We start from the raw sequence: 21,438 nt of genomic DNA on the forward strand, positions 1-21,438 counted from the left end.
AGATCATGGTGCTGGATCCTCCAGGGCCTCATCGATCAGGGCTCGCAGCGTGCTGGCGTCGGCCAGGCCCAGGATGCGGGCAGCGACCCGACCCTGCCGGTCCAGGACGAGAGTGGTCGGCACGGCCTGGACGGGGACGTGGCCTTGCAGGTCGGCGATCGCCGACCCATCGGTGTCCGAGATGCTCGGGTAGGGCACGTCGAAGGTCCGGTCGAACGCCAGGGCTGCCCCGCCTTCGTCGGTGCCGTTGACCCCGATGAAGTGCACCCCTTGTGCGGCGTAGTCGGCGGCGGCCGCGACGAGGTCGGGCGCCTCGGCCCGGCACGGTGGGCACGCGGCGTACCAGGTGTTGACCACGACCACGTCGCCCGCCCACTGCCTGGTATCGACCGGGTTGCCGGAGAAGTCGGTGCCGGTCAGCTGGACAGCCTCTCCTCGGTCGTCGGGTTCCCACAAGGACACCGTTCCGTCGCCGGAGATGTACCCGGCCTGGGCTCCGTCAGCGGTCCGCCCGTCACCGACCTGCGATCCGCTGCAGGCGCCGAGCGCCAGCGCGGTGGCGATTGCTCCCGCTACTGGTGGCCATCGCCCGCGCCCTCGGGGTCGGCGAGGTGAGTGCGCGGTCATCGATTCCCGCCGGCATCGGCCTGTCTCATCTCCTGGCCTCCTGGAGGTGGGGGTTTCCGGTGGTGTCTTCGCCCGCGACGCGGCCGTCGCAGTCGGCGCCGGCGTTACCGGCCAGCGACTGGGCACTGCCGGCAGGCGTCGCGGCCGTCAGGTGGCCTGGTCTGCTGTGGTTCGCCGGTGCCGCGCGACCAGGGCTTGGCTGAGCAGGATCGCCGCGGCCACGGCGACGCCGACCGCGATGGTGAGGGGGTCGTTGCGGAGCTTCATGACGACGAACGCGCCGAGGATGATGACGTCCAGGACGATGGCCGTTGCGGGGATCCACCGGCGGGCGGAGATGTCGGGGGCGAGGCGGCGGATGACGCCCCAGTGGATGGCGATGTCCATAGCGATGTACAGCAGTGCGCCCATGGACGCGATCTGGGTCAGGTCGAGGAACACGGTGGTGATCATCGCCAGGCCTGCTGTGATGAGCACCGGCTGATGCTGCGAAGAGACTGGCAGCATGGGTACGTCTCCCATGCTGTGCAGCATCTGGTAGAGCCGGGAGACGGCGTAGATGCTGGCCAGCAGCCCGGAGATCGTCGCGACGGCCGCGATGAGGATGGTCAGGTTCACACCCCAGGACCCGAACAGCGGCTCGGCCGCCGCGGCGATCGCGTAGTCGCGGGCCTCGATGATCGCCGGCACGTCCAGGCTCGCGGTGACGGCGACGGTCAGTACCAGGTACAGGGCGGCGCAGATGCCGATGGACAGGTAGATGGAGCGCGGGAGGTTCTTCTTGGGCTCGCGCAGGTCCTCACCCTGGTTGGTGATCGTGGTGAAGCCCTTGTACGCCAGGACGCACAGCGTGGTCGCGGCGACCAGCCCCAGCCACTGCTGCCCGTCCGCCTGCGCGGGTGCGGTCACGACCCGGCTGAAGGAGGAGAGCCCGGCCGCGGCCAGCCCGGCGATGGCCAGGGCGGCCAGGCCCAGGATCTTGACCGCCGCGGTGGACGACGCCGACCCCTCGACGAACCGGATGCCACGGATGTTGACCAGCGCGGCCAGGGCGATCACGACGACACCCAGCGCGGGGACCAGGAAGGCCGAGTCTTGCAGGCCGAAGGGCCGCAGCACGTAGGTGCCAAAGGTGCGGGCCAGCAGGCTCTCGGCCACGACCATGGACACGTACATAAACAGGGAGAACGAGCCGGCGATGAACCCGGGCCCGTAGGCGGCCTTGAGCAGCATCGCGATGCCGCCGGACGTGGGGTTGGTGGCCGAGTACTTCGCGTAGGAGTAGGAGCTGAACGCGGTGACCACCGCGCCGGCGAGGAAGGCGTGCGGCACCAACGGCCCGGCGAGCTCGGCCACCTGACCGACGAGGGCGAAGATGCCCGCGCCGATCATGACCCCGGTGCCCAGGGAGATCGACCCGACCAGCGACAGCTTGTCCCGCTCGCCGCTCACCGGCCCGCTCCCGGCCCCGCGGCGACCTGGTGAGTGGTCTGGGGTGCGGTGAACCGGGACAGGCGCCCGGCGTTCAGGACGACCGACAGGGAGCTGGCGGCCATGGCGGCGGCGGCGATCATCGGCGAGAGCAGGGTGCCGGTGATCGGGTAGAGGACACCGGCGGCGATGGGGATCGCGGCGGCGTTGTAGGCGAAGGCCAGCACGAGGTTCTGGCGGATGTTGCGCATGGTGGCCTTGGACAGCGCGACCGCGGTGACCAGGCCGCGCAGCTCCCCGGAGACCAGGGTGACGTCGGCGGCCTCGATGGCGACGTCGGTGCCGGTGCCGATCGCGACGCCGACGTCGGCCTGGGCCAGGGCGGGTGCGTCGTTGATGCCGTCACCGACCATCGCCACCAGCTTGCCCTCGTCCTGCAGGGTCCGGACCTGGACCGCCTTGTCCTGGGGCAGCACGTCGGCCAGCACCCGGTCGATGCCGACCTGCTGGGCCACGGCGTGGGCGGTGCGCTGGTTGTCCCCGGTGATCATGACGACCTCCAGGCCCAGGTCCTGCTGGGCCTGCACCGCGGCCCGGCTGTCGGGCTTGATGGTGTCGGCCACCGCGACCAGCCCCGCGGGGCGCCGCCCACGGCGAGGAACATGGGGGTCTTGCCCTGGCCGGCCAGCGCGGTGGCGTGGTCCTGCAGGGCGCCGATGTCCATCCCGGCGTCGGTGAGCAGGCGGGCGTTGCCGATCAGCAGGGTGGTGCCCTCGACGGTGGCGCGCACGCCCTTGCCGGTGACGGACTCGAAGTGGTCGGCCTCGGCCAGGTGCAGGCCGCGGTCGCGGGCGCCGTGGACGATGGCCTGGGCCAGGGGGTGCTCGCTGGAGCTCTCCGCCGAGGCGACCAGTCGCAGCAACTCGTCCTCGCCGTGACCGTTCAGGGCGAGGACGTCTGTCAGTGCCGGCTTGCCGGCGGTGATGGTGCCGGTCTTGTCCAGCACGATCGTGTGGACCTTGTGGGCGGTCTCCAGGGCCGCGGCCGACCGGATCAACACCCCCGCACGTGCCCCCTTGCCGGTGCCGACCATGATCGACAAGGGCGTGGCGATGCCCAGGGCGCAGGGGCACGCGATGATCAGCACGCTGACCGCGGCCACCACCGCGAACGTCACGGCGGGCTCCGGGCCCAGCACGAACCAGGCCATGAAGGCGCCGATCGCGACGAAGATGGCGGCCGGGACGAAGTAGCCGGCGACCACGTCGGCGATCCGCTGGATCGGCGCCTTGGAGGACTGCGCCTCCTGCACCAGCCGCACGATCTGGGACAGCATCGTCTCGGCGCCGACCTTGGTCGCCCGCATGGTGAAGGAGCCGGTGGTGTTGAGGGTGGCGCCGATGACGGCGTCGTCGGCGGCCTTCTCCACCGGCACCGACTCCCCGGTGACCATCGACTCGTCCAGCGTCGAGGCCCCGCGCACGATCACGCCGTCGACGGGCACCTTCTCCCCCGGCCGGACCACCAGCAGGTCACCGGGCACGACGTCGTCCACTGGCACCTCGACCTGGTCGCCGTCGCGGACCACGGTGGCGGTGCGCGGGGCGAGCTCGACCAGGGACCGGATGGCGTCACCGGTCCCGGCCCGGGCCCGCGCCTCGATCAACCGGCCCAGCAAGATGATCGTGATGATCGCGCCGACGACCTCGTAGTAGACCTCCCGCACCTCGGCCGGCAGCAGCTGCGGGGCCACGGTCGCCAGCACGCTGTAGGAGAACGCGGCGATCGTGCCCAGGCTGATCAATGTGTTCATGTCGGCGTTGCGGTTGCGCAGCGCCAGCAGCCCGGTCCGGTGGATCGGCCACCCGATGACCACCATCACCGGCAACGTCAACGCCAGCTGCACCCACCGGTTCTCCAGCACGTCCGGGACCCAGGCGGGGTCGACGAAGTGGGCGACCATCGCGGCGTAGAGCACGGGAAGGGTCAGCAGCACACCCAGCGCCACCCGCCAGCGCAGGTCCCGCACCTCCGCCCGCCGGGCCGCCGCCTCGGCGTCCTCGGTGGCCTTGGACCCCGGGTCGACGCGCTCGGCTGCGTCGTACCCGGTGGCGTCACTGACCACGGCTGCCAGGCGATCGCGCTCGAGCAGGTACGGGTCGTAGGTCAGGACCGCCCGCTCAGCGCCGAAGTTGACCTCGGCGGAGTTCACACCGGGGATCGCCCGCAGCTGGGCTTCGGCCTGGGCGGTGTTGGTGGGCAGTGTCCGAAGGGCACCCGGAAGGGCGAACTCCACCCGCTGGTACTCCACCCGGGAGTCGACCTGCGGCCCGACCCCCACCGCGCGGTAGCCGTCAGCACTGACTCCCCGGGCATCCTCGCGAGCCCGTTCACCTGGAGCGTTCGGGGCGGCCAGCGCCGCCTCGTGGCGGTCCGGGCGCTGCTGAGGGTCAGCGCCGGGGCGGTTGGTGTCGGGCCCGGCCGGGGCCTGGACCACCAAGGTGCCGTGCAGCATGTTCATCCCGCAGGCGAAGCCGTACTCCCCCGGCTCGTCCGGGGTGAGCTCGACGGTCGTGGTCTGGAACGGTGGCAGGGACTTCGACACCCGGAAATCGGGAAAGACGACCCTGGCGGTGCACTCGGAGTTCTCCTGCCGGTCGAACCGCAGCCGCAGCGGGGTACCGGCCGTCGCACGGATGAAGTTCGGGGAGTACCCGCCCTTGACCGTCACGTCGACCGTCTGCACCCCGCCGCGCACCTGCGCCTGAGCGGCTTGGCGCGGCTTGAAGAAAAACCATGCCAGCGCCGCGATCAGCGCCAGCCCTCCGACCACGACGGCAAGCTCGGTGACGGTCACGAGGCTCCTCCCAACGGGTACGCACGCACTCGGCGTCGCCTGCACCCAGGCGCCGAACGGCACGCTACTAGCGTAGATAGTAGACTCAGGGTGGCGCGGTGCGCGAGCCGGGCGCTCCTGTCCGCGCCGCTCGCGCGGTCCCACGTGCGGTGAACGGACGAGCCGAGACAGAAGGAGTGCAGCCGTGATGGATTGCGGGATGGCCGGCATGGGGTGGCCGATGATGCTGGGTGCCTGGCTGGTGGGGCTGTTGCTGCTGGCCGCGGCCGTCGCCGGGGTGGTGTGGCTGGTACGCAGAACCGGTGGCCCTGCAGGCGGAGCGGGCTCCGCCGACACCGCCCAGGAGGTGCTGCGGCGTCGCTACGCGGCGGGTGAGATCGACGAGGAGGAGTTCGTCCGCCGTCGTGATCGCCTGGGTTGAGGGTCACCGGGCGCTGGCGGTGGAAGGGCGGCGGCCGGTGAGGGGTCACAGGGGTACCTGCCACCCGATGATCAGGCCTTGCATGCTGCCGATCAGGGCGGTCCACAGGCCGCTGACCTGGAGGGTGCCGAGCACGATGAGCATCCCTCCACCCGCCCGCATGATGGTCCGGGCGTTGCGGCCGGCCCAGCCGAAGGTGCGCATGACCCGCTGCACGGACGCTGCAGCCAGGATGAACGGGATGCCCAGGCCGATGCTGTAGGCGAAGGAGAGCATCGCTCCGCGTCCGGCGTCCGCGCTGCTGGTGGCCAGGGCCAGGACGGCGCCGAGGGTCGGGCCGATGCAGGGGGTCCAGCCCAGGCCGAACAGGACGCCGACCAGGGGTGCGCCGGCCAGCCCGGTGCGCGGGCGGTAGCTGAGCCGGAACGTGCGTCCCAGTACCGGTACCTGCCAGCGCAGGCCCAGGAAGACCAGGCCTAGAACAATGGTCAGGGCCCCCAGGATCCGCACGAGCGTGTCCTGGTGGACCACCAGCAGCGCACCGAACGCGCCGAACAGAGCGCCATAGCTGGTGAAGACGGCCGAGAACCCCAGCACGAACAGCACCGAACCCAGCAAGGTCCGCTGTCGCACCGAGGCTCGCGGCCAGGCTGGGCGCCGCGGGTCCTGCACAGGCTGTTGCGACCATCCGGCGCGCACCCCGGCCGCCACGGGGATCGCCCCCAGCTGCGCTGCGGGTTGTTGGTCCGCGCCGCTGACACCGGCGACGTAGGACAGGTACCCCGGCACGATCGGCAGGCAGCACGGGGAGAAGAAGGACACCGCACCGGCTGCCACCGCGACCAGCATCGCCAGGACCAGGGGGCCGGACAGCACGATGCCGGACACGCTGTCCCCGATTGACGTCAGCATGGCGTCTTCCTCCCCGGCCGGACCTACGAGCCGAGATAGTAGCCGAAGCGCCAGCCCCCGGATCGGAGCGCCTACTATGGGGCATAGAAGCGTCTTGGTCGCTGTTGCAGCGGCGGTGCCCGACGGGGCAATGAGGGAGAGGGTTGGCGATGCCGAAGCTGGGTCAGCTCGAGGCTGTCGTGATGAACAAGCTGTGGGGCTACGGCCGCGCCGCTGCCGTCCGTGAGGTGCTGGAGGATCTCCAGCGCGACCGCAACGTCGCGTACACCACCGTGATGACGGTGATGGACAACCTGCACCGCAAGGGACTGCTCACCCGGGAGATGCAGGGCCGCGCCTACCGCTACTCCCCGCCCGCACGCGCGAAGAGCACACCGCCGACCTGATGGGTGAGGTCCTCGCCGGCAGCGAGGACCGCGCCGGCACCCTGCTGCACTTCCTCAAGGGCATGCCGCCCGAGGAGGTTCAGCGGCTGCGTGACGCGCTGGACGCGCCCGCTGCGCAGGGCGACCCCGGTCGTGATCGCCCCCTCGCGCTGCTCGTGCTCGCGGTCCTGGTCGGCACGCTCGCTCCTCGGCTCCTGCGCCGCTCGGCGTGGGTCGACCGGTCACCGGCCATGGGGATCGTCTTGTGGCAGGCCTTGAGCCTGTCCGTCGTGGCCGCCACCGTGCTTGCCGGTGCAGCGCTGGCCCTGCCGGACGTGCCGTTCACCGCGAACCTGGCCGAGCTCATCTCGGCGTGCAGCGCCGCCCTGCGGGCGCAGTACGCCACGCCGGCCGGCGCCGCCGCCAGCACCACCGGCGCCGTGTTCGCCGTGGGCGTCACCGCCAGGGTCGGCTTCTGCCTCACCGCGGGCCTGGTCCGGGCCCACCGCCAACGCGCCGCCCAGCTGCAGGCCCTGCGCCTGGTGGCCGACATCCACCATCGCAGCGGCGCCCTGGTCGTCGAGCACGACGTCGCCGCTGCCTACTGCCTACCCGGCCGAGGGCGGCACATCGTGCTCAGCACCGCGGCACTGGCCCAGCTCGACGCCGACGAGCTCACCGCCGTGCTCGCGCACGAACGCGCTCACCTGCGCCACCGCCACCACCTGGTCCTGGCCGCCTCAGCCGCTCTGCGCAGCGCCTTTCCGCGCGTGCCAGCCTTCGCCGACGCCGACGAGGAGCTCAGGCGTCTGGTCGAAATGCACGCCGACGACGTCGCCGCACGCGGCAGCGCCCGCCTGACGATCGCGACCGCCCTGGTTCGCCTGGCCGAGTCCAGCGCTCCGGTCGCCGCGCTCGGCGCAGGGGGCGACACCTCGCTGGCCCGCGTCCGCCGCCTGGTCAGCCCCGCCGCGCCGCTGGGTCCCGCGCGGGCGCTGGTGGCGAGGCTGGGTGCGCTGACCCTTGTCGTCGCGCCCATGGTGATCGCCGCTGCCCCCGCGGTCGCTGCAGCGACGGCCGACCTGTGCCCGCTGATGCTCCCCGGCCCGGCCGGCTAAGCAGGGCCTCAGCTGCGCTGCGTCGCGTTCTCCTGCGCTGCGGGGCGCTCGGGCCGCGCCTCGGTGGCCGGCCGCTGTTCGGCGACCTGTGCACGCAGGACGCGTATCTCCCGGCGAAGTCGTCCCACCTCGGTGTCGGCGTCGGTGGTGGCCTCGTGGGCGCGGCAGGCGTGGCCATGCCGCGGGGCGAAGCCGCACCGGCCGCGTCTCATGGGGCGCAGGCACAGCCAGTACGTGACCGCCACCGACAGCACCAAGAACGCTGCCGGCAGCAGCAGCTCGCTCACCGAGGACCGTGGGCCGGTGCCGTGGTCACGGGGGCATCGCCGTTCCGCACCTGAGTCCGGAGCTGGTCCAGCTCGGCGCGAAGAGCAGCCACGTCACCGTCATCCTGCTGCTGCTGGTCGGCGGGCGGCGCCTGCTTGGCGCCGCGCATCATGAACCACATCATCAGGCCCATCCCCACCGGGCAGGCGAGCAGTGCCAGCAGATACAGCGACTCGGCCACCTCAAGCCACCTCGGTCGACGCGGCAGCGGCGGACTCAGAGCCCTCGAGGGACCCGGCGCACTCACCATGCCCGGCCCCCATACCCCGGTTCTCCCCGGACATCATCCGCTCGTGCATGCGCGCCATGCCCCGGTTCTCCCCCGACATCATCTGCTCGTGCATGCGCGCCATCCTGGGATCGTCGTGGTCAGAGAGCGCCGACTGAGCGTAGGCGGGCACCGCCGCCGCGATCAGGGACAGGGACAAGGCCGTCACGGCTGCTGTCCGGGTTCGCACGTTCATCATCAGTCCTCCACTACTAGGTGACTTAGTAATCTACGCCTGGAAACTGGGGCAGCCAACCCCGAGGAGAGCTCGAGCGACCGAGACTCCTTGTTGCTCGGAGTGGTTCGCTGCCTGGTGACTACTCGGGGCCCGCGCCGGCAAGCAGCGCGAAGTCCTCGGCGTACTGCTGGGGCCGGGTCCCGCCGGTGTAGAAGAGGGTCTGCTCGGGTCCGAACGCGTATACCACACCCGGGTGGTCGACGCCGTAGTCCCCGGGGTGCACGTGCCCGTCATCGGGATGCACCACCGGGGCGCTGGGTGTGGGGATGATCGACGACTCCGGCAGGTACAGCTCACGCAACGCCGCAGCGGTGTCCTGGTTCCCGCCCTGCAGCCCGACGAACTCAGGGTCCATCGCATCGAGCCAGTCCCGCAGGACGGCGGGACTGTCCCGGTCGGGGTCCTCGGTGACGAACGCGACCACCACCTTCTGCCTGAACTCCTGCGGCAGCTGACGTCGCGCAGCCGCGAGGTCGGCCATGGTGGTGGGGCACAGGTCCGGGCAGTGGGTGTAACCGAAAAACACCACCGTCACCTCCCCGCGGGCCGCTCGTGCAGGGAGAACGGCGCCCCGTTGGTGTCGACCAGGGTCAGCTGAGGGCGGGGCAGCGGCGGGTCCACCACGGTGCCGTGGTACTCCGATGCCGCCTGGCGCACCTCGGCATGGTCGGACCGCACGGTCTCTACCGGTGCGCCGGCGGGTCCGGCGGCACAGCCGGTCAGCAGCGACGACAACAGCAGCGTGCCCACGACTGGCCGAGACGACAGGGCCACGAGACCTCCTGGGAACGGCGGGAGCGAATCGCACTCTTCGCTCAGGCACGGGGAACGACACTGTCGGTGAGGCGTCTACTATTGCCCATCGTAGCGCCCGACTGTCGGCGACAACCCGCTTCCCCGAGGTGATCGATGTCCAGCCCCCGCCCCAAGCCCACCCGGTCGCGTCCCGCCCCGGTGCCCCCTGTCACCGGCCGGTCGGCGACCACGAGCGGCCCTCCGCTGTCTGGGTCCCGCCGGACGGTGATCGGTGCAGTCGTCGGCGCCATCGTGCTGGCTGCGGTCGTCGCTGCCGTGGTGCTGCTCGGTGGCCGGGCCGGCCAGCCGTCCACCGGCGGGCAGCAGCCGGCGACCGTCGCCCACGTGCACGGGCTGGGTATCGACCCGGCCGACGGCGCCCTGTACGCAGGGACCCACTACGGGGTCTTCCGGCTCCCGGAGGGCGAGCCGGCCACCCGAGTGGCCGACCGGGTCCAGGACTTCATGGGGTTCACCGTCGCCGGACCCGACCACTACCTCGCCAGCGGTCACCCCGGAGAGGGCCAGGGCGGCCCCTCCTCGCTCGGGCTGATCGAGTCCACCGACGGCGGGCAGACCTGGGAGTCACTTTCCCTGGCCGGGGAAGCCGACTTCCACTCCCTCGAAGCACGCCACGGACGCGTCTACGGGCTGAACTCGTTGACCGGGGAGCTCATGGTCAGCCAGGACAAGGCGACCTGGGAAACCCGCAGCGAGCTCCCGATGGCCGACTTCGCCGTGAGCCCCGAAGAGCCCGACGTCATCGTGGCGACGACCGAACAAGGCCTGGTCCGCAGCGCCGACGGCGGACGCTCCTTCGAGCCCTCGCGGGCGCGCCCGTCTCGCTTCTGGCGTCCTGGGCCCAGGACGGCACCCTCGTCGCCGCCGAGCCCGACGGCACACTGCATGCCAGCACCGACGGCGGCACCAGCTGGCAGGCCCGCGGGAACGTGGGAGGCGCCCCGCACGCCCTCACGGCGAGCAGCGACGACGACATCTACGCGGCGATCGACGGCGCCATCGTCGTCTCCAGCGACGGCGGCCGAACCTTCACCACCCGATACGAGGAGTAAACGCCCTCCCGCTGCTACCGACCGCGCACGAGCTCACGACTACCCCCGCCAACGCGGTCACCTTGTCGCGGCCGAAGCCAACCTAAGCGGTGCTGTGCTTCCGGGATGTCGGCGGGGACCTGGCCCAGGGCGAGCAGCAGCCCCAGGCCCGGGTTGAGGACGGTGGCGGTGCCGATCATGACTCCGGCGCTGAACAGGTCCAGGGACACGCCGGTGAAGATCGCCAGCGGGCCGCTGGGTTCCTCACCGGCGCCGAGGCGTCCTTTGATGAACCCGATGGCGCGTTCGATGCCGATGAAGAACACGCCGCCGCCGACGAAGGCGAGGATCGGCACCCATGGCGGGGAGGCGTTGAGCGCTTCGGGCATGAGCTCGAGACCGACCACGGCCAGCACGATCCCGGCGGCCAGGTGCAGCCCCAGGCTCAGCACCCGCTCGGAGACGTCCACGACCTCCGAGGCCAGGCCGCCAAGGAAGTTGCCGGCGGCGGGCAACGCCGCCAGAGCCAGCACGAGCGCGAAGCCTTCCACTACGCCACCTCACTCCAGCGTCGGCCGCGGATGGACTCCAGGGCGGCGGGCGCGCTTCACCGGACCTGCAACCCTGGCCAGCCGGGCACCAAGTGGACGCATCCCAGGTGTGGCATTGGGCGTTCGATGGTGATGGTGTTGCAGCGATATCTGGCAGTGGCCGGACTGGCTGCACGTCACTCGTCGGCTGTAGGTGCGCTCCTCACAGGGGCAGGTTCTCCAGAGCGGTGAGGTATCCCTCGGTGTAGGTGGGGAACTGGGCGACCTGGTCCAGGAGGGTGTCGATCGGGATCTGCGCCCGGATCGCCAGGGACGCCTGGTGGATCCACTCGCCGGCTTGTGGTGCGACCGCCCATGCCCCGATCAGCACCCGCCGGTCGGCGTCCGCGAGCAGCCTCAGCTGGCCACGCGGGTCGCTTCGTAGGTCCACGGCCGCGCGAGGGTGGCCGCGAGGTCGATCTGCGCGGCCACGGTCCGCAGGCCGGCCTGGTCGACTTGGGCTTGGGTCAGCCCGGTGGCGGCGATCTCCGGGTCGGCGCACACTACGCGCGGGATGCCGCCGTAGCCGGCCGCCCGGGGCCGGCCCCAGGATCGCGTCGGCGACGATGCGCCCTTGGTACTTCGCGACGTGGGGGAACGGCATCACCGCGGTGACGTCCCCGATCACCCACACGCCGTCGGCGGCGCGGCAGTGCTCGTCGATCACGACCTCGCCCTGCTCGCCGAGCCGGACGTCGGCCTGAGCCAGGCCCAGCCCGTCGGTGCGCGGGGCCCGGCCGGTGGCCAGGATGACCACGTCGCCGCGGAGCTGTGTGCCGTCCTCGAGGTCCAGCACGCTGTCGGGCCCGTCCACGCGGGCCCGGGTCGGGCTGGTGCCAGTGCGGACCTGGACGCCCATCTCCTGCAGGAGCTTCTGCGTGAGGTCGCCGACGGTGGGCTCCTCACGGGAGAGCAGCCGCGCGCTGCGTTGGACCACGGTGACCTGAACCCCGAAACGGGCCAGGAACACCGCGGTCTCCACTCCGGCGGCGCTCCCGCCGACGATCACCGCCCGGCGGGGCAAGTCCCGTGCGGTGTACGTCTCCCGGTTCGTCCACATGGTGACCGCGTCCAAACCCGGGATCGGGGGAATCACCGCCTCTGAGCCGGTCGCGACGACGATGTGGTCGGCGGTGAGCCGGCGACCGTCGACCTCGACCGTGCCGGGTGCGGTCAGGTGTGCCTGGCCCTTGATCACCAAGGCGCCCAGGTCGGCGCAACTGTCCACCTGACCGGAGTCGTCCAGGTGGCGGGCCATGTAGTCCCGCTAGTCCCGATCGTCCGGCCAGTCCAGCCGTGCACCGCCCACGCCGGCGGCACGGTCCGCGCCCGAGGCGGCCTCGGGCGGCCGGAGCACGGTCTTGGACGGGATGCACGCCCAGTACGCGCACTCCCCACCGATCAACTCCCGCTCGATCACCGCCACGGTCTTGCCCGCGGCCAGCAGCCGGCTCGCCGCGACCTCACCGCCGGGTCCCATCCCGATCACCACGACATCGACGTGCTCACTCATCTTCGGTCTCCTCAAGGGTTCGGTCGTGCTGCGCCGTGACGGGCGCCGGACGGCTGACGGTCAGGCGCAGCAGGACGTGGGCATCTGGTTACGGAACAGCCCGGCGGCGATGCGCAGGCTCTCAGCCATGGTCAGGTACGGCGCCCACGTATCCGCGACGTCGTCGACCGTCATGCCTGCCTTGATGGCGTAGGTGGCCGCGAGCATCATCTCCCCGGCGCCGTCCGCCAACGCGTGCACCCCCAGCAACGCCCCGGTCCGTGCGTCCGCGACGAGCTTCACCGCACCGCGCGTCTCGTGCTGAACCAGGGCGCGGGGCACGTCCGCCAGGTCCAGGACCCGGCACTCGCACGTGATGCCCCGACGGAGCGCCTGAGCCTCGGTCAGGCCCGCGGAAGCCAGCTGCGGGCGGGTGAACACCACCGCCGGCAGCCCGCGGTAGTCCACCCGCCCCTCACTCGCGCCCAGGGCGTTCAGTGCGGCGACGCGGCCGGTGGCGGCAGCGACGTACACGTACTGCGGTGCGCCGGTCACGTCACCGGCGGCATAGACCCGCGGGTTGGTGGTCCGCTGGGCGTCGTCGACCACGACGAAGCCACGCTCGTCAGTGCCCACCCCGGCCACCGGCAGGTTCAGCCCATCGGTGGTGGCGTGTCGTCCGGTGGCCACCAGCACACGCTCTGCCTGCACCCGGCGCCCGGAGGCGGTCACCACCACCACGCCGTCAGGTGCGGGCTCCACGCCGATGGCTCGCTCCTCGAGCACCGCGATCCCGTCGTCGGCGAAGACACCGCGCAGGAGGTTGGCCAGCTCGGGCTCGGCGCGCGGCGCCAGCCGGCCCACCACGGTCACCTCGGCGCCCAGGTGAGCGAACAGTTGAGCCTGCTCCATGCCGACGTACCCACCGCCCACGACGACCAACGACCGCGGCACTGCGGTGAGCTCCATCGCCGTCGTCGAGGTCAACCAGTCCACACCGTCGAGCCCGGGAAGGTCGGGCCGGGCCGGCTCGGCGCCGGTGGCGACCAGGTACGCCCCGGCGCGCAGCGGCTGTCCGTCCACCGACAGGGTGTGGTCGTCGATGAAGGACCCTTGGCCGGACAGGACCTCGAACCCGTACGCGGCGGCGACGTCGGCGTACTTCGCGTGCCGCAGCTGATCGACCAGTTCGTCCTTCTGAGCGACCAGCGCACCGAGGTCGACCCCGCCGGCGCTGGTCGACGCTCCGGGGAAGCGGCCGTTTGCCGCCTCGCGCCTGGCGCCCGCCGCGGCCAGCAGCGTCTTGGACGGCACACAGCCGACGTTCACACACGTCCCGCCCAGCACCCCGTGCTCGACCAGTACCGCGCTGGCACCGGCCTGACGGGCGGCGATGGCGGCGGCCATCGCCGCGCCACCGGACCCCACCACCGCAAGATCGATCTCGTGCGCGTGCTCACCATTCTGACTCATCGCCACTCCCTGGCTGGTTCGACCGCTGGCCACGACCCAGACTGGGCGTTCCACTGCAGGGGAAGGTCAACCCCCGAAGGCAAGGCAAGGAGAGGTGCATGCGGATCGGTGAGCTCGCCGCAGCCACGGGAACCACCACCAAGACGCTGCGGTTCTACGACGGCGCCGGTCTGGTCCACCCATCCGCCCGCTCCGTCGCGGGGTACCGGGACTACGACACCCAGGCCATCGACCGGGTCAGGTTCATCCTCCGAGGACGAACCGCGGGCCTCACCCTTGCCCAGATCCGCGAGATCCTGGACCTGCGCGACGCCGGCGCCGCCCCTTGCGACCACGTGCAACGCACCCTGGACCAGCAGCTCGCCTCCCTGGAACAACAGATCGCCGAGCTCACCGCCCTACGCGAGACCATCACCTCACTGCGCCGGCGCAACGTTCAGGCCAGCACCTGCCACCCCGAGACCATCTGCCTCTACCTGTAGACACCACACAACACCAGCACCACGACGGCCGCCCCGCTGCTCACAGCCCGTGGCCGTGGCCCGAAGTAGGGGAGCGCGAACCTTTCCTCTACAGCTCGTCGTCTCGCCGAGCGTGAGACGCACCGGCGGCGGCCGTTGCGTATGGGTGTACCCCAACGCAACGGGCGGAGCCGCCGAGCGGGTGGCGACGCTTACCGTGTCTGCCGATTTACGGATGGCTCCGCAAATCCGTCAGCGGTCGATCCACCGCTGCATGTGCTCGGGGTAGCGGGCTCCTTGAATGTCTGCCCGGTCCGAGGCTTCGGTGAGCTCGGCGAGGTCATCGGCGGTGAGCTCCAGCTGGGCGGCGCCGTTGTTCTCGGTCAGTCGGTGGGGCTTGGTGGTGCCGGGGATGGGCACGATCGACGGGTGCTGAGCGAGCAGCCACGCAAGCGCCACCTGGCCGGCGGTGGCGTCGCGGCGGGCGCCGATGGCCTTGACGGTGTCGACCAGTGCCCCGTTGGCGGCGCGGGCGTCCTCGGTGAAGCGCGGCAGGCTGTTGCGCAGGTCGCCGTCGTCGAACGTGGTGGTGGTGGTGATGGCGCCGGTGAGGAACCCCTTGCCGAGCGGGCTGAACGGGACGAACCCGATGCCGAGTTGGAGCAGGGTGGGCAGGATTTCGGCCTCGGGCTCGCGCCAGAACAGGGAGTACTCGCTCTGCAGGGCGGTCACGGGCTGGACCGCGTGCGCGCGGCGGATCGTGGAGACGCCGGCCTCGGAGAGACCGAAGTGCTTGACCTTGCCCTGGGCGACGAGGTCCTTGACGGTGCCGGCGACGTCCTCGATGGGCACGTCGGGGTCGACACGGTGCTGATAGAGCAGGTCGATGGACTCGATGCCCAGGCGACGCAGGGAGTCCTCGACGGTGGCACGGATGTGCTCGGGGCGGCTGTCCAGTCCCGTGGACGTAGAGCCGTCGAAGGAGAAGCCGAACTTGGTGGCGATGACCACCTGGTCGCGCACGGGGGCGAGAGCCTGCCCGACGAGCTCTTCGTTGGTGAACGGGCCGTACACCTGGGCGGTGTCGAAGAAGGTGACGCCTTGGTCGACGGCGGCGCGGATGAGCGCGATGCCGTCCTGGTCGTCGACGGCGGCGCCGTAGCCGTGACTGAGGCCCATGCATCCGAGCCCGAGGGCGGAGACCTCCAGGCCGCTGCGGCCGAGCGTGCGCGTGATCATCGTCGTTCCTTCTCTATGGACGGGTCGGTGGGGCGCGCGCCGGGCGGTGCATCAGTCAAAGCACCGCCCGGCGCTGAGCAACGCAGAGGCTTCAGCTGCTCCGGCGGCTGTTCAGGGCGCTGACCATCGCGGGGTCGCGGTGGTCGAAGGCGACGCTGACGCCGGTCTCGAGCGTGGCGATGGAGGTCATCTCCTCGTCGGTGAGGTCGAAGTCGAAGACGTCGAAGTTCTCCACCATGCGCTCGGGGCGGGAGGACTTGGGGATCACGACCACGCCGCGCTGGATGAGCCAACGCAGGGTGACCTGGGCGACGGTCTTGCCGTGGGCCTGCCCGATCGCGGTGAGGACCGGGTCGCTGAAGATGCCGTTCTTGCCCTCGGCGAGCGGGCCCCAGGACTCGATCTGCACCCCGCGCTCGGTCATGACCTGCTGGTCGGCCGTGCGCTGGTGGTAGGGGTGGGTCTCGATCTGGTTGACCGCCGGGGTGATCTCGTTGTGCTCGATGAGGTCCACGAGCCGGTCGGGGTGGAAGTTGGAGACCCCGATGGCCCGGACGGCGCCCTGGCGGTGCAGGTCCGTCATCGCACGCCAGGAGCTGTAGTAGTCCCCGAACGGCTGGTGGATCAGGTACAGGTCCAGCCGGTCCAGCCCCAGCAGCTGCAGGGAGGTGTCGAACGCGCGCTTGGCGCCCTCCTCACCGCCGGAGTGGATCCACAGCTTGGTGGTGACGAACAGCTCCTCGCGGGCGATGCCGCTGGACCTGATGGCACGGCCCACAGCCTCCTCGTTGCCGTAGGCGGCGGCGGTGTCCAGGTGGCGGTACCCGGCGGCCAGGGCGTCGGTCACGACGCGCTCGGTTTCCTCGGCGGGGACCTGGAAGACGCCGAAGCCGAGGATCGGCATCTCGACGCCGTTGTTCAGGGTGACTGTCTGCATGGGTTTCGCTTCCTTCGTGTGCTCGTGCGGGCTGCCCAGCGCTGGCCGGCGCCGCCGTGTGCCTCCACGACACCACCTGCGCCATCGACGAGGAACGTCCTGGTGATGGGTGCACTGGCAGTGCGTGGCTAGCCAGCCCTTGCGCTCGTACGGTCGAGGGCATGGATCAACGTGACGAGGTGCGCGACTTCCTCAGCTCCCGTCGCGGGCGACTGAGCCCGACCGACGTCGGGCTGCCCGCGGGCACGGGACGGCGCCGGGTCGCCGGGCTGCGCCGTGACGAGGTCGCCGTCCTGGCGGGTGTCTCCTCGGAGTACTACGCCCGCCTCGAGCGGGGAACCTCTCCGGTGCCTCCGACGCGGTTCTGGACGCGATCGCGGCCGCGCTGCGCCTGGACGAGGCCGAGCAGCTGCACCTGCGCAACCTCGCCCACGCCGCCAACCAACCCGCACGCCGGCGCCGCACCCCGGCGCCCCGCAGCCCCGTGCACGCCTCGCTGCAGCGGGTCCTGGACGCGATGGCCACCGTGCCCGCCTACGTCCGCGACTCCCGCATGGACGTCGTCGCCGATAACGCCCTCGCACGCGAGCTGCAGAGCCCCGTCTACCGCTTCGCCCAGCACACCAGCACCGCACCCAACAGCGCCCGGTACGCGTTCCTGGACCCCTCAGCGCGCGACTACTACCCCGACTGGGAGCAGGTCACCCACGACTGCGTCGCCGCGCTGCACGGCGCCGCCGGCCACAACCCCTACGACAAGCCCCTGTCCGACCTCGTCGGCGAGCTGTCCACCCGCTCCGAGACGTTCCGCACCGTGTGGGCCACCCATGACGTGCGCCTGCACCGCACCGGCATCAAGCGACTGCGCCACCCCGAGGTCGGCGTCCTCGCCTTGGAGTACGACGTCATGGAGCTCGTCCAGCAGCCCGGCCTGGTGTTCATCGCCTACAGCGCCGCGCCCGGCACACCCGACGCCGACGGCCTGGCCCTCCTGGCGTCGATGGCCGCCAGCCGCAGCCACGCAGCGACCGCTCCAGGCGCGTGACCGCCCCCTCGACCAGCCGACGAACCTTCCTGCGTGCGGCCCTGGCCGGCGGCGCCGGGGCGACCCTGCTCACCGCGGCTGGTTGCACCAGCCCGGACATCGCACAGGGCCCCACCCAGAGCCAGGAGCCCCCACCCATGACACCGACACCCCCGCGCGGCGCTAGCACGCTGCTCGTCTACTTCTCCCGCCCCGGGGAGAACTACTGGTACGGCGGACGGCGTGACCTCGAGGTCGGCAACACTGAGGTCCTGGCCGCGATGATCGCCGACCGCATCGACTGCGACACCTACCGCATCGAGGGAGCCGACCCGTACTCCGCCGACTACGACGACACCGTCGCGCGCAACGTCCGCGAGAAGGAACAGGACGCCCGGCCGGCGATCGCCTCGCCGCTGCCCGACGTCACCGGATACGACACGGTGATCCTCCCCAGCCCGATCTGGAACGTCCGGCCGCCCATGATCATGTCCACGTTCGTCGAATCAGTTTCACTGGACGGCAAGCGCGTGCTGCCCGTCACCACCCACGCGATGAGCGGTCTAGGGCGGGCCGTCGAGGTCTACACCGAGCTCGCGGTCGGCGCCTCGATCGGTGCCGGCCTCGCCGTCCAGGGTGAGGAAGTGGCCGACGCCGGCCCCGAGCTCGAGCGGTGACTGCGTGAGGTCACGCTCGTGGCGTGACCATCAACGGCGGCGCAGACCGGAAGCCGTCCAGTCATGCCGCCGCGCGGGCGCCTGCCCAACGTCGGCACATGGCCGCGCGGCGCATGTTTCAAAAACGACCGGATACGGGACGCTCGAGGCCGACATCCGCACCGCGGTGAACCTGCTGCACTCGAAGTCGCCGCACCACCCGCCGCTGTGACAGCAACGGCGGATGCAGGAGTGGGCTCTACTCGCTGCGCCCGTCCGCGCCGACGTCGCCGCCGGGCGCTCGTCTCGCCTGGCGACTGAGCCACCAGTGGAGCGCCGGCGCCCAGATGGCGGCCGCGATCAAGGCGCCGATGAGGTGGTCGGTCCAAGGCTCACCGTGGTGGAGCACCCATCGGTCAGCCAGCCAGCGGACCGGCGTCGCGGCCGCGGTGAACGCGACGAATAGCAACGCCACTCGCATACTGCCCGGACGCAGTCGACTCATGGCGCGCCCCTGCGGCCGCCGCACTGACCGGCAGCACGCGCGCAGCGCGGTCCTTTCCCTGGCGACACCGCGCGGTGGCGACGCGTCAGTCGTCGAGCGCGTGGGCGCCGGCGGCGTGACCCCTGCGCTGCCGAACGTCGAGGGCCGCGGCACGTCGTTGGGACCGAACCGACGCCTTGATGGCGAGGCACAGCATCCCGACGACCAGCACCACGGGCAGGCCGTAGTAGACCAGCCACACCGCAACGAACGTCACGCGGGCAGCGTCCCACGCCCCACGCCGGGGCGTCGCTCCCGGCGTCGCTAGCCGGCCGCAAGCCGTCGTGTGCGAGCAGCGCGCGAGACGGTCGCGCGCCCGACGCCGAGTGAGCGGGCGATCGCCGCGGTGCTCGAGCCCACGGCGCGCAGCCGCACCGCGTCTGCCCGGACGCGCCCACAAACGGTCGACAGGGGTTCCTACCAAGCTGGTTTCGGACGGGGTTTCGGGCAGCGACGCTCCGCGGGGACACCGGGCGCCGGCGCGACGTCGTCGCCGGCCGCCCCGGAGATGACCGTATGGCCGAGCCGGCCAGTTGCACGGGCAACCGACGAGTCGCCGTCCATCCCGTTCAGCCCACTCGATGCGGCTCCGCCTGGAAGGCTCGAAGCATGGCCACAGCTCGCCAGGACCGAGCGCTCTCGCCTCGGCGCTCGACACGTGCGAAGAAGGCCGTCGCGATGGCATCCCTGGCCTTCATGATGACCGGCTGCATCGAGGTGGACGACCGTGAGGCAGCCGCTGTCTGGGACGTCGCGCCCGACCAACGCCTCGACGCCGACACCACCACCTTCACCGCGCTCGTCCACCGGGTGGGCTGCAACAACGGCGTCACGGGCGACGTCAACGATCCTGCGATCGAGGTGAGCGATCACCAGGTGGTCATCACCTTCACGGTCAGCCCCGGCGAGCCGTCCAGTGCGACCTGCCAGGGCAACGAACCGGTCGCCTACGAGGTGGCGCTACCAGATGCCCTCGGTGATCGGGAGCTGGTGGACGGCGAATGTGTACCCATCGGGACGAACGACAACGCGGACTGCGACCCCGACGGAGTCCGGCACACGCCCTGACACCCGCGCACTGCAGGTGCGTCCCGAGCTCGGTGAGCGCGGCGACGACCCATGGTCGCAGTGCGGCGCGGCGACAGAGAGCCCGTGGGCACGCATCTGCTGAGGCCGACGTCAGTGCTGAGCGGTACCCGGCGCGGGCTCGGTCAGCAGGTCCGCCTGCCACAGGTCCGGACCGAAGACCTCGTACTGGATGTCCCGGGGCGGCACCCCACGCTCGAGCAGGGAGCTGCGCACGGCCTGCATGAAGGGCATCGGCCCGCACAGGTAGTACCCGGCACCGTCGGGCAGGTCGACGTCGTCGAGGTCGAGCAGGCCGCCGAACACACCGTCCAGCGGCAGGTTGCTGGTGGTGTCGCGCTCGTACCAGGCGTAGGCACGGGCGTTCGGCAGCGCAGCGACGTCGTCGACGATCTGCCGCCGCAGGGCGAACGAGGTCTCGTCGGCGTCGGCGTGCAGCAGCCGGATCTGCAGATGTGAACCGGCTGCAACCAGGTGGGAGAGCATGCCGGCCATGGGGCTGACCCCGATGCCGGCACTGACGAACACGACGGGCCGGCCCGAGTCGTCCAGGACCACGTCACCGAACGGCAGAGACATGGTCAGGACGTCGCCGACGTCGACCGTGTCACACAGCAGGTTGGAGACCTCGCCGTCCGGCTTGCCACCGCCGCGTACGCGCTTGACCGAGAACTGCCGGTGCTCACCGTCGTCGGCGCGGGTCAGGCTGTACTGACGTGGCTGGTGCACCCCGTCCGGCATAGCCACCTTCACGCTCACGTACTGGCCCGGCAGCGACGTGCGCACCAGGCGGTCATCGACCCGCTTGACCAGGAACGTCACGACATCGACGGTCTCGACCGTCTTGCGCTGCACCTGCCACTGGCGCCACACCGTCTCCGGGCGCACACCCCGCGCGCTGTACAGCCCGCGCTCCTGGTTGATCAGCGCGTACGCCATCAGCCAGTAGACCTCATCCCACGCCGCCGCGACCTCCGCGGTGACCGCGTCACCGAGCACGTCAGCGATGGCCCAGAACAGGTGCTCGTGCACGATGTCGTACTGGTCCGGGCGGATACCGAGCGAGGCGTGCTTGTGCGCCACCCGGGACAGCAGGTGCTCGGGCAGCTGCTCGGGGTGCTGGACGAGCGCGCTGGCGAACGCGGCGACCGAGCCGGCGAGCGCTACCTGCTGGGTGCCCTCAGCCTGGTTGCCGCGGTTGAAGATGCCGTCCAGCAGGTCCGGCCGAGCGTCGAACATGTGCTGGTAGAACCGCCGGGCGATCTCCGGGATGTGCTCACCCACCACCGGCAACGTGGCTTCGATCACGGGTCTGGACCGGTCCGACAGCATCCTGATTCCTCACGTCCGGCGTTGGTAGGTCTTTGCGGTGACCGACGCTAGTTCCCGCACATCCCTCCCCTGGGCCCTTGGTCCCAGGGACGACAGGGGCACTCGGCGGCACGGTCGGCCGGCGCCGCAACTCGCGGATGCGGTGACCGTCGACAGGATGGAGGGGTGACGGACCACATCCCGACCGACGAGC

26 protein-coding genes and 2 pseudogenes are annotated in these 21,438 nt (G+C 71.1%); 9 read left to right on the forward strand and 19 right to left on the reverse strand.

Going from position 1 to position 21,438, the window contains the following annotated elements:
• Positions 1-3 precede the first annotated feature (3 nt).
• The 4 genes from REH70_RS13365 to REH70_RS13380 form a co-directional block, all read right to left on the reverse strand.
• Positions 4-462: a TlpA disulfide reductase family protein gene (locus REH70_RS13365; RefSeq protein ID WP_310747871.1), complete on the reverse strand. Its 459-nt coding sequence runs from the start codon at positions 460-462 to the stop codon at positions 4-6.
• 312 nt (positions 463-774) lie between these two features.
• Positions 775-2,079, reverse strand: coding sequence for an APC family permease (locus REH70_RS13370; RefSeq protein ID WP_310747872.1), 1,305 nt, complete (start codon positions 2,077-2,079; stop codon positions 775-777).
• Entirely contained in the window at positions 2,076-2,681 is a 606-nt protein-coding gene (locus REH70_RS13375; RefSeq protein ID WP_310747874.1) for an HAD-IC family P-type ATPase, read from the reverse strand. Before REH70_RS13375 ends, REH70_RS13370 begins: the two co-directional genes overlap by 4 nt.
• Entirely contained in the window at positions 2,606-4,915 is a 2,310-nt protein-coding gene (locus REH70_RS13380) for a heavy metal translocating P-type ATPase (protein ID WP_310747876.1), read from the reverse strand. The genes REH70_RS13375 and REH70_RS13380 overlap by 76 nt, the downstream gene beginning before the upstream one ends.
• Before the next feature lie 187 nt (positions 4,916-5,102).
• Between REH70_RS13380 and REH70_RS13385 the strand changes: the two genes are divergently transcribed.
• A complete protein-coding gene (locus tag REH70_RS13385; RefSeq protein WP_310747879.1) occupies positions 5,103-5,336 on the forward strand; it encodes an SHOCT domain-containing protein in 234 nt (77 codons plus the stop codon).
• Positions 5,337-5,381: 45 nt separating this feature from the next.
• Here the strand turns inward: REH70_RS13385 and REH70_RS13390 are convergent, their stop codons facing one another.
• Positions 5,382-6,248: a cytochrome c biogenesis protein CcdA gene (locus REH70_RS13390; protein ID WP_310747882.1), complete on the reverse strand. Its 867-nt coding sequence runs from the start codon at positions 6,246-6,248 to the stop codon at positions 5,382-5,384.
• Positions 6,249-6,397: 149 nt separating this feature from the next.
• Between REH70_RS13390 and REH70_RS13395 the strand changes: the two genes are divergently transcribed.
• Together REH70_RS13395 and REH70_RS13400 are read left to right on the forward strand one after the other, a co-directional pair.
• The gene (locus REH70_RS13395) at positions 6,398-6,634 is read left to right on the forward strand and encodes a BlaI/MecI/CopY family transcriptional regulator (RefSeq protein WP_310747884.1); all 237 of its coding nucleotides are present in this window, start codon (positions 6,398-6,400) and stop codon (positions 6,632-6,634) included.
• Positions 6,634-7,731 carry a M56 family metallopeptidase gene (locus REH70_RS13400; protein ID WP_310747887.1) on the forward strand — a complete coding sequence of 366 codons (1,098 nt, stop codon included), beginning with the start codon at positions 6,634-6,636 and terminating at the stop codon, positions 7,729-7,731. The genes REH70_RS13395 and REH70_RS13400 overlap by 1 nt, the downstream gene beginning before the upstream one ends.
• 8 nt (positions 7,732-7,739) lie before the next feature.
• On the opposite strand, the gene REH70_RS13405 is transcribed toward REH70_RS13400, so the two are convergent.
• The 5 genes from REH70_RS13405 to REH70_RS13425 all read right to left on the reverse strand — a co-directional run bounded on the left by REH70_RS13405 (position 7,740) and on the right by REH70_RS13425 (position 9,221).
• Positions 7,740-8,018: a hypothetical protein gene (locus REH70_RS13405; protein ID WP_310747890.1), complete on the reverse strand. Its 279-nt coding sequence runs from the start codon at positions 8,016-8,018 to the stop codon at positions 7,740-7,742.
• Entirely contained in the window at positions 8,015-8,239 is a 225-nt protein-coding gene (locus tag REH70_RS13410) for a hypothetical protein (RefSeq protein ID WP_310747893.1), read from the reverse strand. Before REH70_RS13410 ends, REH70_RS13405 begins: the two co-directional genes overlap by 4 nt.
• 1 nt (position 8,240) lies before the next feature.
• Positions 8,241-8,411 carry a hypothetical protein gene (locus REH70_RS13415; RefSeq protein WP_310747896.1) on the reverse strand — a complete coding sequence of 57 codons (171 nt, stop codon included), beginning with the start codon at positions 8,409-8,411 and terminating at the stop codon, positions 8,241-8,243.
• 232 nt (positions 8,412-8,643) lie between these two features.
• Positions 8,644-9,093 (reverse strand): SCO family protein, encoded by a 450-nt coding sequence (locus REH70_RS13420; protein ID WP_310747898.1) that lies wholly within the window; start codon positions 9,091-9,093, stop codon positions 8,644-8,646.
• Positions 9,094-9,095: 2 nt separating this feature from the next.
• Positions 9,096-9,221, reverse strand: a complete 126-nt coding sequence (locus REH70_RS13425; protein ID WP_310747901.1) for a hypothetical protein — start codon at positions 9,219-9,221, stop codon at positions 9,096-9,098.
• A 252-nt stretch (positions 9,222-9,473) separates the two neighbouring features.
• On the opposite strand from REH70_RS13425, the pseudogene REH70_RS20755 reads away from it, so the two are divergent.
• Positions 9,474-10,136, forward strand: a pseudogene (locus REH70_RS20755) (F510_1955 family glycosylhydrolase); the annotation flags it as partial.
• A 173-nt stretch (positions 10,137-10,309) separates the two neighbouring features.
• Positions 10,310-10,432 (forward strand): hypothetical protein, encoded by a 123-nt coding sequence (locus REH70_RS13435; RefSeq protein ID WP_310747905.1) that lies wholly within the window; start codon positions 10,310-10,312, stop codon positions 10,430-10,432.
• Positions 10,433-10,446: 14 nt separating this feature from the next.
• On the opposite strand, the gene REH70_RS13440 is transcribed toward REH70_RS13435, so the two are convergent.
• The 4 genes and pseudogenes from REH70_RS13440 to merA all read right to left on the reverse strand — a co-directional run bounded on the left by REH70_RS13440 (position 10,447) and on the right by merA (position 13,966).
• Positions 10,447-10,962: a hypothetical protein gene (locus REH70_RS13440; protein ID WP_310747908.1), complete on the reverse strand. Its 516-nt coding sequence runs from the start codon at positions 10,960-10,962 to the stop codon at positions 10,447-10,449.
• A gap of 202 nt (positions 10,963-11,164) precedes the next feature.
• Positions 11,165-11,605: a hypothetical protein gene (locus REH70_RS13445; RefSeq protein ID WP_310754297.1), complete on the reverse strand. Its 441-nt coding sequence runs from the start codon at positions 11,603-11,605 to the stop codon at positions 11,165-11,167.
• Positions 11,585-12,514 (reverse strand): annotated as a pseudogene (locus tag REH70_RS13450) (dihydrolipoyl dehydrogenase family protein); the annotation flags it as partial. The pseudogene REH70_RS13450 and the gene REH70_RS13445, both read right to left, overlap by 21 nt.
• Before the next feature lie 60 nt (positions 12,515-12,574).
• The gene (gene merA / locus REH70_RS13455) at positions 12,575-13,966 is read right to left on the reverse strand and encodes a mercury(II) reductase (protein ID WP_310747910.1); all 1,392 of its coding nucleotides are present in this window, start codon (positions 13,964-13,966) and stop codon (positions 12,575-12,577) included.
• 98 nt (positions 13,967-14,064) lie between these two features.
• Between merA and REH70_RS13460 the strand changes: the two genes are divergently transcribed.
• Positions 14,065-14,448 carry a MerR family DNA-binding protein gene (locus REH70_RS13460; RefSeq protein WP_310747913.1) on the forward strand — a complete coding sequence of 128 codons (384 nt, stop codon included), beginning with the start codon at positions 14,065-14,067 and terminating at the stop codon, positions 14,446-14,448.
• A gap of 231 nt (positions 14,449-14,679) precedes the next feature.
• Here REH70_RS13460 and REH70_RS13465 read toward each other — a convergent pair whose 3' ends face one another.
• Together REH70_RS13465 and REH70_RS13470 are read right to left on the reverse strand one after the other, a co-directional pair.
• Positions 14,680-15,666 (reverse strand): aldo/keto reductase, encoded by a 987-nt coding sequence (locus REH70_RS13465; protein ID WP_310747917.1) that lies wholly within the window; start codon positions 15,664-15,666, stop codon positions 14,680-14,682.
• Positions 15,667-15,757: 91 nt separating this feature from the next.
• The gene (locus REH70_RS13470; RefSeq protein ID WP_310747921.1) at positions 15,758-16,603 is read right to left on the reverse strand and encodes an aldo/keto reductase; all 846 of its coding nucleotides are present in this window, start codon (positions 16,601-16,603) and stop codon (positions 15,758-15,760) included.
• Positions 16,604-17,087: 484 nt separating this feature from the next.
• Between REH70_RS13470 and REH70_RS13480 the strand changes: the two genes are divergently transcribed.
• Entirely contained in the window at positions 17,088-17,648 is a 561-nt protein-coding gene (locus tag REH70_RS13480) for a hypothetical protein (RefSeq protein ID WP_310747924.1), read from the forward strand.
• The gene (locus REH70_RS13485; protein ID WP_310747926.1) at positions 17,645-18,304 is read left to right on the forward strand and encodes a flavodoxin; all 660 of its coding nucleotides are present in this window, start codon (positions 17,645-17,647) and stop codon (positions 18,302-18,304) included. The genes REH70_RS13480 and REH70_RS13485 overlap by 4 nt, the downstream gene beginning before the upstream one ends.
• A gap of 569 nt (positions 18,305-18,873) precedes the next feature.
• On the opposite strand, the gene REH70_RS13490 is transcribed toward REH70_RS13485, so the two are convergent.
• Positions 18,874-19,044, reverse strand: a complete 171-nt coding sequence (locus tag REH70_RS13490) for a hypothetical protein (RefSeq protein ID WP_310747929.1) — start codon at positions 19,042-19,044, stop codon at positions 18,874-18,876.
• Between the two features lie 47 nt (positions 19,045-19,091).
• Positions 19,092-19,238: a helix-turn-helix domain-containing protein gene (locus tag REH70_RS20760; protein WP_396134754.1), complete on the reverse strand. Its 147-nt coding sequence runs from the start codon at positions 19,236-19,238 to the stop codon at positions 19,092-19,094.
• A 105-nt stretch (positions 19,239-19,343) separates the two neighbouring features.
• On the opposite strand from REH70_RS20760, the gene REH70_RS13495 reads away from it, so the two are divergent.
• The gene (locus REH70_RS13495; protein WP_310747932.1) at positions 19,344-19,895 is read left to right on the forward strand and encodes a hypothetical protein; all 552 of its coding nucleotides are present in this window, start codon (positions 19,344-19,346) and stop codon (positions 19,893-19,895) included.
• Between the two features lie 111 nt (positions 19,896-20,006).
• Here the strand turns inward: REH70_RS13495 and REH70_RS13500 are convergent, their stop codons facing one another.
• Positions 20,007-21,245 (reverse strand): globin domain-containing protein, encoded by a 1,239-nt coding sequence (locus REH70_RS13500; RefSeq protein WP_310747934.1) that lies wholly within the window; start codon positions 21,243-21,245, stop codon positions 20,007-20,009.
• Positions 21,246-21,438 lie beyond the last annotated feature (193 nt).

Origin of the sequence: Cellulomonas sp. ATA003, from assembly GCF_031582905.1 — a bacterium.
Taxonomy (GTDB): domain Bacteria; phylum Actinomycetota; class Actinomycetes; order Actinomycetales; family Cellulomonadaceae; genus Pengzhenrongella.